Genomic DNA, 16,813 nt, shown 5'->3' with positions numbered 1-16,813 from the left:
AAGATAAACACCTGCAGGTAAATGTGCATCACCCGATAACCTGCGGGATCATATTTACCATCTGAATGAAGAACTCCATCATAATTTGTATCAGTGTGTGGCCAAGAAACATCAGTGCAAACAAAGTAGTAAGCAAACGTGGTAAGAAACTCAACGTTTGCTCATTAATTGAGGTTGCCGCCTGAAAAACGGCAACGACGAGACCAATCATAAGACCAGGAACAATGATCAAGGAGACAATTGTCACGATAACGGTTAACGCTTCTCGGAATATATCGACCAGTGATTCAGGATTCATAAGGACTCCTAGGTCCCAAAACTGTTGGCTAGAGTCCCCATTACAAGGCTCCAACCATCGACGAGAACAAACAACATAATTTTAAAAGGAAGTGAGACAATCATAGGTGAAAGCATCATCATACCCATGGCCATCAAGATACTGGCGACCACTAAATCCAGAACGAGAAATGGGACGAACAGCATAAACCCAATCTGGAAGGCCGTTTTTAACTCGCTGGTGATAAAAGAGGGAATGATCACACTCATCGGCGCTTCTTCCGGTGAGTTAATGTTCTGATAGCCGGAGATCTGAATGAAAGTATCGAGATCGGTCACACGGGTCTGCGCCAACATGAATGTCTTTATCGGCTCCTTACCCTTATTAAAGGCCTCCTCGATGCCCATGCTCTCTTCCATATAGGGCTTGACCGCATCATCGTAAACCTTATCAAAAACGGGCGACATAATAAAAAAAGTGAGGAACAGACTCATTCCGATCAACACCTGATTAGACGGTGCTTGCTGCAGACCAATCGCCTGACGAAGAATAGACAGGACAACGATGATTCGCGTAAATGAGGTTAACATAATAACCATGGCAGGCAGAAAACTCAGCGAGGTCATCAACAAGAGTATCTGCATAGTCACAGAGTATTGCGTCTCGCCCTGTGGGCCAGTTGTCACTGTTACGGCTGGCAGAACGCCTCCTTGTGAGAAAGCCTCCGGCGAAATAAGTAATAGGCTAAACGCAGTAAAAATCAGGATCCGTTTCATGATTGTTTTGACTTTGCTTGAAGTAATCGGCTGGCAAATGAATCCATCTCAGTATTTACCACAGTTTCCAGCTTATCTATTAAATTAACCTGTTGAGAAGTCACGCCCAGTAGATATTGCTGACCATCGACCTCGACTAATACCACCTTCTCTCTCTGCCCTAACGACGTTGCAGCAACCACTTTAAGCACATTGCTGCTTGCGGGGACTAGATTAAACCGCCTCACGATATAAGCCAAAACGAAGATCAGGATAAGGACGACAATTAAGCCACCCAGCATGTTAGCTAACGTAGCCATTGCCGAGTCTTTTTCTACCGCTGAGGCTACAGTAGCTGTCGTAGCAGCACCCGCTGCTAACATTGAGATAATCATAACAGCCTTTATTTAAGCTTTTTAATTCGTTCAGTCTGGCTGATCACGTCAGTCAAACGAATACCAAATTTATCGTTCACAACCACCACCTCCCCATGAGCGATTAATGTGCCGTTGACCATCACGTCTAACGGCTCACCCGCGACACGATCTAATTCGACCACAGAGCCTTGGTTGAGCTGCAATAAATTCCGGATACTGATAAAACTACGACCCACCTCCATCGAGATAGTCACAGGGATATCCATTATTGAATCGAGCTTGGCGACATCGTCTTCAGAAAGCGCGGCAGCGGTATCGGTTAACTCGTCGAGTTCGACAGCCTGCGCCTCTTCTATGGCCTGCTCTGCCATCGCTTCAGCCCAATCATCACCTGTATCTTCAGTACTCATCTTTTTTACCTTAAATATTTTTAATATCTCTTAATGCTTAGTGTCGAGGGTCGAATTTAGAACCTATAACCTTCTGCTCATGACTATTAACTTATAATTCTTGAGCTTCTCTAACCTTAGCCTTTCGAGCGACCAGTTGCAGTTCGCTCTTGGCCGACTCCGGTCTTTGAATAGTTTCACATATTCTCAACGCTAAATTATCACGCGAGGTACCGAGTTTGCATCGGTAAGTCGGTAGATCTTCGACCCTCATAACGATATGTTCCGGCAATTCAACGGTGATCACATCCCCTTGTTTAAATTCCATCACATCTTTTAGCGTAAGCTTATGCTCCACTATGGTCGCATCTATGCCCACATCAACATCCATAATCTCGTCTTTTAAGGCCTGCGACCAACGCATATCGGTATCTTGTGTATCGCTTTGTACACCGGCATCGAGCAGTTCTCTAATGGGCTCAATCATCGAATAAGGCATGGTGATATGAAAATCGCCGCCGCCGCCATCGACTTCGATATGGAAGGAACTGACAACAACTACTTCGGTCGGGCTAACAATGTTAGCCATAGCCGGGTTGACTTCAGAATCCAAATATTCGAACTCGACATCCATCACCGGCGCCCAGGCATCTTTATAGTCTTCGAAGATGATCTTCAGCAGTAACTGTACGATACGCCGTTCAGTTGGGGTGAATTCACGGCCCTCAATCTTAGCGTGAAAGCGTCCATCGCCACCGAAGAAGTTATCTACTAAGATAAAGACTAACCTTGCTTCCATGGTGATAAGGGCTGTTCCTTTTAAAGGACTAAAACGCACCATATTAAGACTGGTAGGAACAAATAGAGTATGGACATATTCGCCAAACTTAAGCATTTGAACACCGTTAATGGACACTTCGGCAGCTCGGCGCATCATGTTGAACATGCTGATCCGTAAATGGCGAGCGAAACGCTCATTCACAATCTCCAGCGTAGGCATTCGTCCACGGACAATACGGTCTTGCGAAGAGAAGTCATAGGAGCGGGCATCAAACCCCTCGTCTACCTCATCTTCTTCTACGTCATCTACACCATGCAGTAACGCATCAATTTCGTCTTGGCTTAATAGATCACTCACAATAGTGCCTTTTTAACTTTTAAATAGGATATGTTTTCGAATTACTGCATAACAAAACCGGTAAACAGGACTTTTTCAACGACTTTTCTTCCGGTTACCGGTTGCAGAGTATTTTGAACATTGAGCAGAGCCATCTGACGCATTTCGTCCTTACCGGCAAGTGAACTCAACTTCTGAACATCAGCGCTACTAAACGTAGTCAGTAACGCATCTTCAATTAATGGAATGTGCTTTTTAATCAAGAGGTCATCTTCGCTTCCACGCACCATTAACTGAACTTTAATTTCAACCAATCTTGAGCGATTCGCCCCGGGAAGGTTAAACAAAAATGGTCTGGGCATACCTACATAGTAGGCTTCGCCGGTATTGACAGGTTCATCGCTCTCAGTGGAAACCGCCTCGGTATCGGCAGTATCCGCGGTGTCACTCGAACCAAGAAAAAACCAGAGTCCACCACCAATAAGAAGTACCAGTACCAGGCCTATGGCACCAAAGATCACCAATTTTTTCTTACTTTTAGGCTCTTGGTTCTCTTCTAACTCTAATGATTCTTCTTCAGCCATCTGATTTCCCTTCTTAAGACGTAACTAAGCCTGTTATTGGCGCGTTGTGATGCCTTCTATCTTGTCCCGACAGCACTTAATTTTCAATAACTGCTTTTCTAGCACTATAGGTTACCTGCTTATGCATAATAATCTATACCCGAACTATAACTTGTTGTCTGATTTATGCTTAATAGTGACTCTTCTGCTGCTATTTCATCCATGTCATTGCCATAACGACCTAGGTTTTCATCACTTCCATGTTCTCCACGCTCCCCTTGACCTGTATCCCCCTGAGAAACGTGACTGTCGGTTAATTGCATGCCCTGTTCAGAAAGCAGATCTCTTAGTCTGGGGATCGCCTGCTCAATCAAATCTCGAGTTTGATGCTGGGTTACTTGGAATTGGACCTGTGTCTGATCGCCTTGAACCTGAATCCTCACCATCATCTGTCCTAACTCTGCCGGGTCGAGCCTGATCTCCGCATGCTGTACGCCTTGGCTCACCATCGTCATCAATTGTTGTTTCATCACCGGAGAGAACCGTTGGATCATCTCCTGCATCGTATTTTGTTGCTCGTTATTCTGTCTCAACGATAACTGAAATTGAGGGACTTCACCTCGGCTCGCCGGGGGGGTTGGCACCGTTGTCTGAAAAATCTTTATCTCTGCCACTGGTTCACTTTGAGCGGGCGAGAGTTCCATTGCAGCTTTTATCGGTGTTAACTGCACCGAGAGCTCGGCTCCTTTCAACTGTTGCGCGACGGCTTCAGGGGCAAGTCCCGCACTCTTGTTGTTAACCTGAAGGTTTTTATCGACTTCAAGAGTGGACTTTTCACCGAGGATATTACTCAACTTAGCATCGTTAGACTTAGCTTCGGTGGTCTTAGTCTCAATTGGCTTAGTCTCAGCGAGCTTGGCTTCGACTGACTTAATCTCTACGAACTTAGTATCACCAAGGTTTACACCACTTTGTTTTAGTTCACCCTCTTTAGGAACACTGGACTGATCGCTGCCATTTAAAGCCGTTAATGGGTCGACTTTTACAGCTTGGTTTCCTTTGCTCTCGGGTCCCGCTTGACTTATGCCTGCTTGACCTAAACCATTTGTCCCCGTGGCAAATGAGCTTGAATTTCGATCCGACGATCCCCCTTCACTGGCAGGATTTCCCGATGCAGCGCCCTGAACATTGCCAGCCCCTTGTACACTGCCCGGATTAGTCAGTGATGCTTGATTCGAAGCCACCGTGATATTGTCATCTAGAACTTGTTGAAAATTCGTCGCACCGGCTTTAGCTAATGCTGCCAGCTCTGTTAATTTTTCAGCAGGCAGGGCCTGCAGCTCCTCTTTTGACAACCCCGTTTTAGCCATCAGCAGACTCATCATCTCCTGATCGATAGATTCTGTGGATTCAAGACCGGTTTCAGCTGCGCCACCGGTTTTAAGAGCAAGTTCTGACTCCTGTGACTCCCCCTGGACAAGATCGGTCGTCAGCTCTGACTCCTGAGTTGTATTACTTCCAAACTTATTGAAGTTGAAAGCAAGCTCTGACTCTTGTGACAGGGTATTCGATGCCAAATCGGCATTGAGCGGCAAGAGTTTACCGCTAAAGTCCAGACTATCGGTATTATCGAGCTCACTGGCAAGGGTCAGCTGAGCTAAAACATGATCCACATTGGTGGTATCCCCTTCAGCATCAAGCTGCTCCTTGCTCTGTGAAGACTTACCCTCATTATCAACGGCATCGATACGCGTCTCTTTTGTCTTATTTGATTTTTCAGAGGAGTTATCGGCATGATTACTTGCCTGTTCCAGCGCGGCATAAAAGTCACTCTTTTCAGAGGATTGGGTTTCAGAGGATTGAATTCCAGATGGTCGACTTTCTGAATGGGTACTTTTCTTAATGCCGGCAGAGGCGTTACTCTCAGCAGTTATCTCAGCATTAGGTAAAAGTACATTTGTCATTTTCTGCATGAAGCCTCCAACTGCCGCTATAGTCCACTTAACATATGGAGCTGTACATAGCGTCAAATTATCGACCGAAATCGGTCAATCTATAATTGCATAAAGATTACAAGCAATTAAAATGCCAACAAATGCAGTCTGTAATAAGAAAATGCGAGTAACGCCGCTAACGAGAACGCTTTCGATAAAACTGTTGTGAGGCAAATTCATCAGTTAATTTCTGCTCCAGCCTTAACTCTGCCAGTTGCGCCTTCTCGGCTTTATGGGCAAGCAAGAGTTCGACCGCCTTGCGCTTTTGCTGCTTCTCCTGCCAATATTGTTGACGATAAAGTCTCTGAGTATCGGCTTCAGTAATCGATGTGATCTGTTTGACAATGGCATCATCAATCTGGCGAACAAACTGATGGAATTGATGATAATAACTGGCACTGATCGTCTTACCATGATTAGTTTCCATCTGTTTCATATAGTCTAATCGATAATTTCTCAACGCTCCCAACTGACTCTGACATTTCTGAAGTGCCAACTGGGCTGACTGCAACTGAAGTGCAGCTTGCTCTTCTGCTTCTGTTGCCAGCTTTAAAACTGTATCTAACGGATCATGCTTGGCCATTAATATTCCTGGAATAAGAGAAGGTTCTAGACTCTAGGTCCTAGTGCCTAGGACCTAGAAACTCATTCATACCTTACACTGCGCACCCAATTGAGAGAGCATTAGCGCACTGCTATCGAAGCTGAGCGTCTCTTTCATAGTTTGTCGTAAAAAGGCATTCATCGCCGGTTGCAAGCGGATAGCATTATCTATTCTCGGATCGCTTCCTTGAGTATAGGCACCGATAGAGATGAGGTCTTTATTCTGCTGAAACAAGGAATATACATGCTTGACACAACGCATCGACTCTAGGTGTTCAGGGCTTATCACCATAGGGGCTACACGACTGATAGAGGCTTCAATATCGATCGCTGGATAATGGCCTGAATCGGCTAAACTACGGGATAACACAATATGACCATCGAGAATCGCTCTGGCCGCATCGGCAATGGGATCTTGCAGATCATCGCCTTCAGTCAGTACCGTATAAAAAGCAGTGATAGAGCCTTGACCAGGCCCGCCATTTCCGGCACGTTCAACGAGTTTAGGTAACTTGGCGAATACCGATGGAGGATATCCCTTGGTAGCCGGCGGCTCACCGACGGCTAGCGCAACCTCACGCTGCGCCTGAGCGTAACGAGTCAAGCTGTCCATCAGTAAAAGTACGTTATAACCCAGGTCTCTGAAATATTCGGCTATTCTTGTGGAAGTTTCGCAGGCTCGTAGGCGCATCAAGGGTGACGTATCTGCAGGCGCTGCGACAACAACCGAACGGGCACGCCCCTCTTCACCTAGAATGTCTTCAATAAACTCTTTAACTTCTCGTCCACGCTCCCCCACCAGGCCAACAACAATCACATCGGCGGTCGTCCCTCTCGTCATCATGCCAAGTAGCACACTCTTACCCACACCAGAACCGGCAAAAAGCCCCATACGTTGCCCTTTACCCACGGTTAGCATGGCATTGATAGCCCTTACCCCCACATCCAGCGGCTCTGTGATGGCCCTTCGCGATAACGGGTTAATCACTTGTGAATGCCTCGGGGCTCTTTGCTCGGTTTGTAACCGGCCTAGCCCATCGAGAGGATGGCCACTACCATCGAGTACTCTGCCAAGAAGTGACATCCCCACATTCAGACCCGTTTGCTCACCTAGAGGAGTAACTTTAGCCCCTGGCAATACACCTCGTAGCTCTTCGATTGGCATCAGATAAAGCAGTTCACCATCGAAGCCTATCACCTCTGCAACCAGATCACCGGCTAAGGTTTCAATGCTACACAGGCTTCCTATCGGTGCACGACAACCAGTGGCCTCGAGCGTGAGACCCACAACACGGACCAACTGGCCGCTCGCCTCCGCGACGAAGGGATGCACCTTGATTGATTGATGCTTAATTTTGCTGAGTAGTTGGTTTTGGCGGCTGCGCATGATGTTCTTCGCCTATTCATTGAATACTGGGGTTGTTAAGCTACTGGCTACAGGTGGATAGTATGAAGGTGGATAGTATTAACTCGAGTCATTATCGGGTAAATATCCACCCACCGATACTTATTGCTCATCCGGGTCTCCGGAAGGTGACTCATCTCTGGAATCCTCACCTGACAGCGCATCAGTGTTACCGGGGTTATCCATGCTGACCTGCTGCGGGTGGCTATCTGGCTGAATTTGCTGCTCTGAGTTATTTGAGTTATGTTCTGGCACAGCTGCCGAAGAGGGAACGGCAACATTAGCCACAGAGTCTAACTCCTGCTTTTGCTGATCAATAGTTTGAGCCAGATGTTGCTGGTGACCCTCTAACTCCTCAAGAACCGAGTTAATCCGTGTATCAAGACGCATATCTACGCTACTTCGCTGGCTATGAATGACACAGTCACCGGGGCTCAAACTCGGTTCGGCTTCCAGCTCCCAACGATTTTTCTCTAACTGATTAACGCTATATAGCTCTTGAACGAGCTGATAATCATCAGGATGCAGACGAATATTAATGCCTTGCTCCTTTATCGGTAAAGAGTCGACCCCCAACCTTAATGCCGAAAGAATATGTTCAGGGTGGGTTTTTAGTTCATGTCCAACCACGGCTTTCGACAACTTCATCGTCAATTGAACGAGCTCCAGCTCTATTTCGTTGTCGAGCAGCTGCATCGGCTTTTCAAATTGAGACAATAAGGATTCAAACCGATTGATTAACACTTTAGCTTGTTCGACGCCCTCCTGATAGCCTTGCTCCTGGCCTTGCTCAAACCCTTCACTATGTCCCTGTTTCATCCCTTCCAAACGACCACTCTCTATGCCCGCTTTGTAACCCTCACCCTTTCCTTCAGTGAACCCATCCTGCTCTGCTTGTTTTCGGATATCTTCAATTTCACTGAGCGTGGGAGGGGAAAAAGCCTCAGTTTCTTCGACGTGTTCATGGTGAGCAGCCTTGCGTCCGAACAAATTTGATACATCATCGGGGGCGACTTGGGTCACATCGGGAATTTGCCAATGACTGAAGTCCATTTCAGACTCAGGTTTATTATCTTCATCGGGCTTATCGGGGCTATTTGGTTTCATTATAAGAACTCTTCACCACCACTGCCGCCTAACATAATTTCCCCGCTGTCACTCAGACGTCGTGCGATAGAGAGGATCTCTTTTTGAGCCACTTCGACTTCACTAATTCTGATTGGCCCCATAGCCTCAAGATCATCGCGCAGTAGCTCTGCAGCGCGCTTAGACATATTGCCTAAAATCTTATCCTTAAGCGGATCATCTGCGCCTTTAAGCGCCTTCATTAACACGTCCTGCTGGATTTCACGCAGAAGAGTCTGAATACCTATGTCATCAACATCGATGAGATTCTCGAAGACAAACATCAAATCTTGTATCTGCTGAGCCATCTCTTCATCCGACTCTCTCATGGTCTCCATCAGCTGGCTCTCAACACCGGTATCGAGATAGTTCATGATGTTAGCAGCCGCTTTCAATCCACCCATCTTGGCGGCTTGAGCACCGCCCTGGCCTGCAAACTGCTTCTCCATAATATCGTTCAACTCTTGTAGCGCGGCCGGTTGCACCTCTTCCAAATTCGCGATTCGCATCATCAGATCGAGACGGGTATTTTCCGGCGACTGAGCAAAAATTTCGGCGGCCTGATCCGGTTCCAGGTACGAGAGAACAATGGTTTGGATCTGGGGGTGCTCATTCTGGATGATGGTGGCAACTTGACGTGCATCCATCCACTTAAGCGATTCGAGGCCTTTAGCGCCGCTGCCCATGATGATCTGTTCAATCAGATTACCGGCCTTGTCTTCGCCCAATGCCGCAGTCAACGCCTTACGGACGAACTCCTCACTGTTAAAACCAATTGAGGAGTACTTCTGAACTTCATCCAAAAATAGCTGATGAACAGCAATGACTTTTTCTTGACCAAAATCTTGCATCGCAGCCATTGCCATGCCCACTTTCTGAACTTGTTTAGGTTCAAGATGTTTCAAAATTGAAGCCGCATCGGCTTCGCTTAAGCTCAGCAATAAGATGGCCGTTTTTTCAGTACCGGAAAGATCATCGACACTAAAACTGCCACCTTTGGGCTTAACTTGATTCTCGTTATCATTGCTCATTGTCTTGTAACCAACCCTTTACGACTTGTGTCGACAGTTCAGGCTCATTTGCCACCAGTGCCCTAATTGCTTTAATCATATCATCATCTTTGTGAAGATCAGGTATCAAAATTGAGCCATCGTCGGCGTAACTGTATTCAGCTTCTGGCCTGTTCAACATACCTAATGTATCTGAAGCATATTGATCTTCAATCTCGGCCAGTTCATCACCAAACCTTGGCTCATCCGGCAATTTAACACTATCGGGATAGATGAGTCGTTTTAACATGGGTCTGACAACCGCAAGAATAAGCACCAAGATAACAATGCCACCCAGGGCTAGCTTAATTGCACGCCAAAACCATGGTTGCTCCCACAATTCGGGGGCGGGGACCTCCTCGATCAACTGATCCATAAAGGGAACGGTAACAACTTCGATTATGTCACCTCGCTGGGTAGTGAAGCCCACTGCACCTTCGAGTAAGCGACGGATATTTGATAATTCCTGTTCGGTTCTTGGCACACGATTGACTTGACCATCTTCACCGACACTGCCGGACTTAAAATCGACGGCTACAGAGACACTGACTCGTCTCACCACACCAATCTGCTGCCTTGTATGGCTGATAGTCGTATCGAGTTCGAAGTTTCGGGTCGCTTCCCTATGAGATGAGCCAGAAGATGAATTAGACTCGGCGCCGGCCTGATTATTTAACGCTTCTTGTGGAATATTGGCTTCCATGGGAGGTTGGTTAGACAAGGCTCCAGGAATGCCACCAGTGGTGGCACCGTTCGAATTATTTTCGACGGTCATCTCACTACGAAGCGCTGGCAGGTCAGGATTATATCGCTTAGCCGTCTGCTCAACTGAAGTAAAGTCCATGCTAACATCGACTTGAGAGGTAAAGTTCTCTGGCCCCAAGATTGGCATCAGTATCGATTCTACTTTGTTTCGATATTCTGACTCTTTTTGTTGAACCAACTCTTGTTCGCGACGAGCACGAGCCGAAACCGCATCCTGGCTGCCGGAGTTAAGTAATCTGCCATTAGAATCTGTCACTGTCACACGTGTGGGCTCTAGTCCTTGAACTGCAGATGCCACAATATCAACAATTGAATCAACTTCTTCCTGACCGAGACTTCCACGGCGAGCATTAATCACAACCGTAGCACTAGGCTTAGAGCGATTACGTGCAAATACATTTTCTTTAGGAATCGCTAAAATTACTTTTGCGCGGGTCACGTTTCTTAATTCTTCGATGGCTCTGGCCAAGTTTAACTCTTGACTATGCTTGAGTCTGGCCTGCTCCATTCTTTGGCTGACGCCGAAACCACTGTCTTGACTCAGGTAATCGCCGCGACTGGTAGCGCTGTCAACACCTTCGCGACTCAGCATCAACTTTACATCTTGATACTTGTCTTCGGGTACCTTCACGACATCGACATCTATCTCATACTTGATCTTATTCTTATCGAGTACATCCAAAACTTGGATCATCTCTTGAGTAGACATTTTACCCAAGGGTCTGTATTCGGGTTCCTGTGCCCACAACATGACAAATACAGCAAGCGCAAGACAGATTGCAAGTGCAAGGATCATGGTCACCTGTCGTAACATATCGACTCCACCAAAAGAGCCGATACCGCCAGACTTGTTTTCTTCTTGTACACCACCTGCAATGCCATCGCTTGCCAATGTGGAATTTGTACCTACAACCATATCAGTACTCACAATAGATACCTGCTTGTTCTATCCATAATTTTTTAGTATTAACTCAAATTTCGATTACCCGAAATTATACAGGCATACTCATAATTTGTTTATAAGCTTCGACAAACTTGTTTCGAACTTGAACCGTTGCCTCAAAAGCAACACTCGCTTTCTCTCTGGCGATGACGGTATCGGATAAAGTCACGCTTGTATCCCCCATATCCAGCCGACTAGCCATAGAAGCTGAGTTGGCTTGAAGTTCACCCACACTGCCCACGGCTTGAGAAAGGAGCTCACCAAAATTACTGCCGGAGGTATTATTAACCTGTCTGGTAATTTGGGTATTAATGCCGCCAGCAGGAATTTCACCGCTTAGTGACTGCATCTCTTGCAGTAATGAATTGGCACCGATTTGCATAACATGCTCCCTATCGCCGTCCTTCTTGAATATAAAGTGACGAATAGTTGACGAAAATTACAGATAGTTATGATGATGCAATAAGTTTGCCAAGTTAAACAGAAGGGGGGAGCTAAGAAGAGCGCTACGCTGCTAGGACGTGACTTCGTCACTTCGAGGGCGTCGCGCTGCTTCTCCTAGGTTCTAGGTTGGGGAAAATGAACTTAAAACCTAACCAATACAAGCTTGTGCTTTTGCTTTGCTAGAACCTATCAGGACGAAGTCCGTCCTAGCAGTGAGCCTGCGAGCGTCCTAGTAGCCCGCAGGGCGTCATTCTTAGCTTTTAAGCCGGGATCTGTATTCCCATATCCCGCATTTTGGCCATCTTATACCTGAGGGTTCTTGCACTTATTCCTAACTTTTCGGCGACAAGCTTACGACTTCCCTGACATTGAGTCAGCGTCTCGAGAATAATGACGTGCTCTTGGGCCTTTAGCTCATCCCCGAGCCCATCGAGTTCGGCAGGCTTAGGTTCAATATTTTGCGCGATATCGAATGTATCCTGATTAAGCAATCCATCCTGTGAGTCTATTATGAGGTCATTAACGCTGATAACCGTGCCGCTTTGAAGTATCAAGGCTCGTTGGATCACATTATCTAACTCTCTGACATTGCCGGGCCAGCGGTGTGTCAATAAGCGCCTTGAAGCACCTTCATCGAGCTCAGGTACTTCGGCTAATCCCGATGACGTGGCATGTCTTAACAGTAAGTGCCTGGCTAGCGGTAAGATATCAGCCGGCCTTTGGTTTAACGCCGGCCATGTCAGTGGAAAGACGTTGATTCGGTAATAAAGATCCTCACGAAACTCCCCAGAGCTCGCCAGAGACTTAAGATCACGATTCGACGTCGCGAGCACTCTGACATCCAGTTTGATATTCTTACGCCCCCCGAGTCGCTCAACCTCGCGCTCTTGAAGAACACGCAAAAGCTTGGCCTGTAGTCCCAGCTCCATCTCGGAAATTTCATCCAGCAGCAGTGTCCCTCCCTGCGCCTGTTCAAATTTTCCGGGGCAAGCCTGATAGGCACCGGTAAAGGCCCCTTTCTCATAACCAAAAAGAGTGGCTTCTAGCATGTTCTCAGGAATCGCGGCACAATTAATTGCCACAAACGGACCATCGACGCGACTGCTGTTTTGATGAATATAGCGCGCCAACACCTCTTTTCCTGAACCACTCGGCCCCATAATCATCACGGAAGCATCGGATGCAGCCACCTTTTGAGCCAAACTGAGTAACGCAAGACTCTTGTCATCGGCGACGATGGGTTGATCTTGTACCAGTTTAGGCTTCATATAACGAGAAACCTGATTTAATAACACCTCGGGAGCAAAGGGTTTTGCCAGATAATCGACAGCGCCCAATTTAATCGCATTAACCGCATTATCGATGGTGGCATACGCCGTCATTAACAGCACTGGTATTTGAGTATTTTGATGAAGGTAATTGAGCAAACCTATGCCTCCAATCCCCTCCATCTGCACATCACTTATCACCATATCGAATGATTCATCTTTCAGCTTAATGATGGCCTCTTCAGCAGAGCCGACATCGGTGCACTCATATTGTGCCAGCAATAGCGTATCTAATAGGGCTTCCCTGAGCGAATGGTCATCCTCAACCAAGAGTATTTTGCCTTCAGACATGAGATGACTCCTCAGCTTGTTTAGATAAACCTTCCTGTAAAAGATCTTCTTTATCTGTCATTTGTTGTAACTTGGGAAAGTGTAAGGAAGCTCTGCAACCCATTCCTTTCTCGCACCTAAAGTGAATCTTTCCGCCATGATTAGCCACCACCGACTGAACAACAGCGAGGCCAAGCCCTGTTCCCTGGGGTTTAGTCGTAAAAAAGGGTTCCATCACTTTCTTCTGCATCGACTTATCTAAGCCTTTGCCATTGTCGGTGACATCGATCTGAAGTTCGTGAGCCGATTCTCGACCCTTCAGCTCGACCCGGGTCGCGCCCGCTTCTATGCTGTTAACCACAAGGTTATTGATAGCAGAGCTTAATGCGCTGGCATTGGCAAGAAACTCACCACTGGATTCATCGATAAATTCAAGCTTGCATGAATGTTGTTTTGCAATAGGTTCGCAATTGGCCAGTACACTTCCCATAATCGAATCGACAGTCTCTGCTTCACCTTGCTCCTGTTGACGTCCCTTTGCCATCAGCAACATATCGTTCACCTGATGTTCCAGCTCATTTAGTCTATCGACGAGCTTCTTCTGAAAACGGCTTCTGGCAGCTTCAGATATTCTCGGGCTGGCTAAATTTGAGGCGTATAGCAAGGCCGCAGTCAATGGCGTACGCACTTGATGAGCAAGCGTTGCCACCATCTTTCCTAGTGCAGAAAGGCGCTGAAGGTGAGATAAATTCTTTTGCAGCAGACGGGTTTCTGTCAGATCCGTCAGCACTATCAGCTGGCCGGGTTCTGGCGTCAACGGGGTTATCGCGAGCTTAACTCTGCGACCGTTACGAAGTGAAACTTCATGGCCATCGTCATCTTGTGGAGAAAAGGCACGGTTAATGACCTGAATCCACCTTAAGCCCTCTAATGGTAATCCCAATAGTTCAACGGCCACTGGATTAGCATCCGTGACTAACCCATCACCATTAATGATCACGACTCCCGAAGGCATAGCCTGAAGGATGCGCTCCATTCGATTTGACATGTTGGCAGCAGGTGCTGTTTCCAACCATCTCGGAGAGTACTGATTTAAAGTATCAAGTTGAATTTGAGGGTTTACGGACATATCGACTCCGTCAAAAAATTGCTGCTAACGGAGGGGGTGCACGAAGTGTGCCAAGAGGAAAAGAAGGGGCGAGGAACTAGGAACTAGGAACTAGGAACTAGGAACTAGGAACTAGAAACTAGTTCCTAGGAACTTCTATTTAATCTTTTCCCATTCCATATTTTCTCATCTTTTCGACGAGAGTCGTGCGTCTGATACCTAACATTTCAGCCGCTCTGGCAACGACATTATCTTGTTGTTCTAACGCTTGCCTAATCATATCTATCTCGAGCTCAGCGAGAAGGTCTTTGAGATTAACGCCTTCCGGAGGTAGCTCGCTTGGAAAACGTGTTTCAGGAATATCGACCGGTTCATCATTACTGAATATCGAAGCTAACGCATCACGCTCAAGCTCCTCTTCACTCACCTCGACACAGTATTCAGGCACATCTATGTGACGATACTTAACAGGAAGATCATTAACATCGACCAATCCACCGGGGTAGAGAATGGTAAGACGCTCAACCAAATTCGAGAGTTCTCTCACATTGCCAGCCCAGGCGTGCTCCTTCAACGACTCTATCGCTCTTTGGGTAAAACGAACCTTACCACGACCTTCGTTGTAAACCCGACTGACTAACTCCTGAAGCAAGAGAGGTATATCATCTTTTCTCTCGCACAAGGCAGGCATTTCGATAGGGAAAACATTCAATCGATAATAGAGATCTTCACGAAACTGACCGTTAGTGATCATCTCTTCGAGATCTCGATGAGTCGCGGCGACAACACGAACGTCGGTAGTAATGGATTTTGAGCCCCCTACCCGTTCAAATACCTTCTCCTGCAACACGCGCAATAGCTTCACTTGCATCTGCAGAGGCATATCACCGATCTCATCCAGAAAGAGAGTGCCTTTCTCTGCTAATTCGAAGCGTCCTTTACGGGCACTAATCGCACCGGTAAATGATCCCTTCTCATGACCGAATAACTCACTTTCGAGGAGCTCTGCGGGAATGGCGCCACAATTGACTGGAATAAAAGGGCCATCGCGACGCTCAGAGATATAGTGAATATTACGGGCTACAACCTCTTTACCGGTACCGGACTGACCTAATACCAACACCGTAGCATCAGAGCTGGCAACTTGACTAATTAAGTGACGAACCTGAGCAATACCATCACTTCGTCCTACCATACTCCTGAATAACTTAGTCTGATTGACGCTGGTAGGAATATCCGGACGTTTAGCCTGGCCGAAGACCTGACAAAAATGTAGCAGCTCGGTCAATTGAGGATAATTGAGGGGTTCCTCAATATGACCCAAAACATTAGATGCTGTAACGCCCGTTAAATCTCCGAGCAGCAATATGGGTTGCCAGGGCAATGTCCCGGCAAGAGATTGAAGTAACTCTTTAGATTGAGTTTCGACTGAAATAACCAAGGCTCTGAATCGAGTGTTTTGAATTCGCAGTTCGAGCTTATCGACTGCGACCAGCTCAACTTGCTCACCTAAAAACTCAAATACGCACGACAAGCGATTAATTCGCTCAGACTGGTTACCGACAAGTAGAATTCGTTGATCTGTTTGCATCATTAAAAAAGCCGTAAAGCGCTCGTTATTATTCGCATTAATTATTAGTGTTTGTTGCTTAAAAAGCTGTGTAGTGTTTCCAATACAAACTGAACAAAATCACTACCGTAAGGAATAGTGTATTATCAGCAAGCTATTAGCAAGTCTCTGATGCATTTAATGCAAACCTGAATTGATTTTAGCTGCACTCCATTGATTTTAGCTGAAATATTCAACGAATCCAGATTCGCTTGTCAATTAATTGACTTTTGACGATTATTTTGGGGGGTCCCCCCCATAAACCGATTTTGAATTTACACGGCTTCGTTGTGTGATGCCATATGATGTTGCTCGGTCGGAATAGCATCCCAACCCTCTTTAATGGTTCTTAGAATGTCACAAACATCATCGATCGCCTGAACATCATTGTTTAGATTCGCTTCAGAAACGCGACGTAACATAAAATCATAAAGAGCACTTAAATTCGTCGGAATATCTCCACCAGCTTCCATATTCAAACTGTTATTTAAACCGGTAATAATGCCTATGGCCTTGCCAATATAGATCCCTTTATTGGCAACATCGTTATTCTCAATCGCATATCGACTCTGAGCTAAACGCTGCAGTGCACCTTCAAACATCATCTGAATGATTCTGTGGGGGGAAGCAACCGAGATTTCACTCTCAACTGACACTTTTCGATATGATTGCAGTGATTTTCTCATATATAC

Annotated in this window: 17 protein-coding genes; all 17 read right to left on the bottom strand. The window is 46.4% G+C overall.

Translation table 11 applies throughout. The features are described from left to right. Window positions 1-28: 28 nt before the first annotated feature. A complete protein-coding gene (locus EKG38_RS10600; RefSeq protein WP_126520216.1) occupies window positions 29-298 on the bottom strand; it encodes a flagellar biosynthetic protein FliQ in 270 nt (89 codons plus the stop codon). 8 nt (window positions 299-306) lie between these two features. Further along, window positions 307-1,056, bottom strand: coding sequence for a flagellar type III secretion system pore protein FliP (fliP, locus tag EKG38_RS10595; RefSeq protein ID WP_439332653.1), 750 nt, complete (start codon window positions 1,054-1,056; stop codon window positions 307-309). Further along, window positions 1,050-1,415: a flagellar biosynthetic protein FliO gene (fliO, locus tag EKG38_RS10590; protein WP_439332652.1), complete on the bottom strand. Its 366-nt coding sequence runs from the start codon at window positions 1,413-1,415 to the stop codon at window positions 1,050-1,052. The genes fliP and fliO overlap by 7 nt, the downstream gene beginning before the upstream one ends. Window positions 1,416-1,435: 20 nt before the next feature. After that, window positions 1,436-1,819: a flagellar motor switch protein FliN gene (gene fliN, locus EKG38_RS10585; RefSeq protein WP_126520213.1), complete on the bottom strand. Its 384-nt coding sequence runs from the start codon at window positions 1,817-1,819 to the stop codon at window positions 1,436-1,438. A 91-nt stretch (window positions 1,820-1,910) separates the two neighbouring features. Beyond that, window positions 1,911-2,936, bottom strand: coding sequence for a flagellar motor switch protein FliM (gene fliM, locus EKG38_RS10580; protein WP_126520212.1), 1,026 nt, complete (start codon window positions 2,934-2,936; stop codon window positions 1,911-1,913). Between the two features lie 41 nt (window positions 2,937-2,977). Next, entirely contained in the window at window positions 2,978-3,499 is a 522-nt protein-coding gene (gene fliL, locus EKG38_RS10575) for a flagellar basal body-associated protein FliL (protein WP_126520211.1), read from the bottom strand. 119 nt (window positions 3,500-3,618) lie between these two features. Then, complete coding sequence (locus EKG38_RS10570) at window positions 3,619-5,451, bottom strand: flagellar hook-length control protein FliK (protein WP_246033130.1); 1,833 nt, start codon at window positions 5,449-5,451, stop codon at window positions 3,619-3,621. 157 nt (window positions 5,452-5,608) lie between these two features. Further along, window positions 5,609-6,055, bottom strand: coding sequence for a flagellar export protein FliJ (fliJ, locus tag EKG38_RS10565; RefSeq protein ID WP_126520210.1), 447 nt, complete (start codon window positions 6,053-6,055; stop codon window positions 5,609-5,611). A 66-nt stretch (window positions 6,056-6,121) separates the two neighbouring features. Further along, window positions 6,122-7,462: a flagellar protein export ATPase FliI gene (fliI, locus tag EKG38_RS10560; RefSeq protein WP_126520209.1), complete on the bottom strand. Its 1,341-nt coding sequence runs from the start codon at window positions 7,460-7,462 to the stop codon at window positions 6,122-6,124. 120 nt (window positions 7,463-7,582) lie between these two features. Beyond that, complete coding sequence (fliH, locus tag EKG38_RS10555) at window positions 7,583-8,587, bottom strand: flagellar assembly protein FliH (RefSeq protein ID WP_126520208.1); 1,005 nt, start codon at window positions 8,585-8,587, stop codon at window positions 7,583-7,585. After that, window positions 8,587-9,636, bottom strand: a complete 1,050-nt coding sequence (gene fliG, locus EKG38_RS10550; RefSeq protein ID WP_126520207.1) for a flagellar motor switch protein FliG — start codon at window positions 9,634-9,636, stop codon at window positions 8,587-8,589. Before fliG ends, fliH begins: the two co-directional genes overlap by 1 nt. Next, the gene (gene fliF / locus EKG38_RS10545; protein ID WP_185826833.1) at window positions 9,626-11,335 is read right to left on the bottom strand and encodes a flagellar basal-body MS-ring/collar protein FliF; all 1,710 of its coding nucleotides are present in this window, start codon (window positions 11,333-11,335) and stop codon (window positions 9,626-9,628) included. The genes fliG and fliF overlap by 11 nt, the downstream gene beginning before the upstream one ends. Before the next feature lie 76 nt (window positions 11,336-11,411). Further along, window positions 11,412-11,744, bottom strand: coding sequence for a flagellar hook-basal body complex protein FliE (gene fliE / locus EKG38_RS10540; protein WP_012143401.1), 333 nt, complete (start codon window positions 11,742-11,744; stop codon window positions 11,412-11,414). A gap of 322 nt (window positions 11,745-12,066) precedes the next feature. After that, window positions 12,067-13,425, bottom strand: a complete 1,359-nt coding sequence (locus EKG38_RS10535) for a sigma-54-dependent transcriptional regulator (RefSeq protein WP_126520205.1) — start codon at window positions 13,423-13,425, stop codon at window positions 12,067-12,069. Continuing rightward, entirely contained in the window at window positions 13,418-14,533 is a 1,116-nt protein-coding gene (locus EKG38_RS10530; RefSeq protein ID WP_126520204.1) for a sensor histidine kinase, read from the bottom strand. Before EKG38_RS10530 ends, EKG38_RS10535 begins: the two co-directional genes overlap by 8 nt. A gap of 139 nt (window positions 14,534-14,672) precedes the next feature. Next, the gene (locus tag EKG38_RS10525; RefSeq protein ID WP_126520203.1) at window positions 14,673-16,106 is read right to left on the bottom strand and encodes a sigma-54 dependent transcriptional regulator; all 1,434 of its coding nucleotides are present in this window, start codon (window positions 16,104-16,106) and stop codon (window positions 14,673-14,675) included. 290 nt (window positions 16,107-16,396) lie between these two features. After that, entirely contained in the window at window positions 16,397-16,807 is a 411-nt protein-coding gene (gene fliS / locus EKG38_RS10520) for a flagellar export chaperone FliS (RefSeq protein WP_126520202.1), read from the bottom strand. Window positions 16,808-16,813: the final 6 nt, after the last annotated feature.

The organism is Shewanella canadensis (assembly GCF_003966225.1).
GTDB lineage: Bacteria > Pseudomonadota > Gammaproteobacteria > Enterobacterales > Shewanellaceae > Shewanella > Shewanella canadensis.
This window is presented reverse-complemented; position numbering and strand designations above follow the sequence as displayed.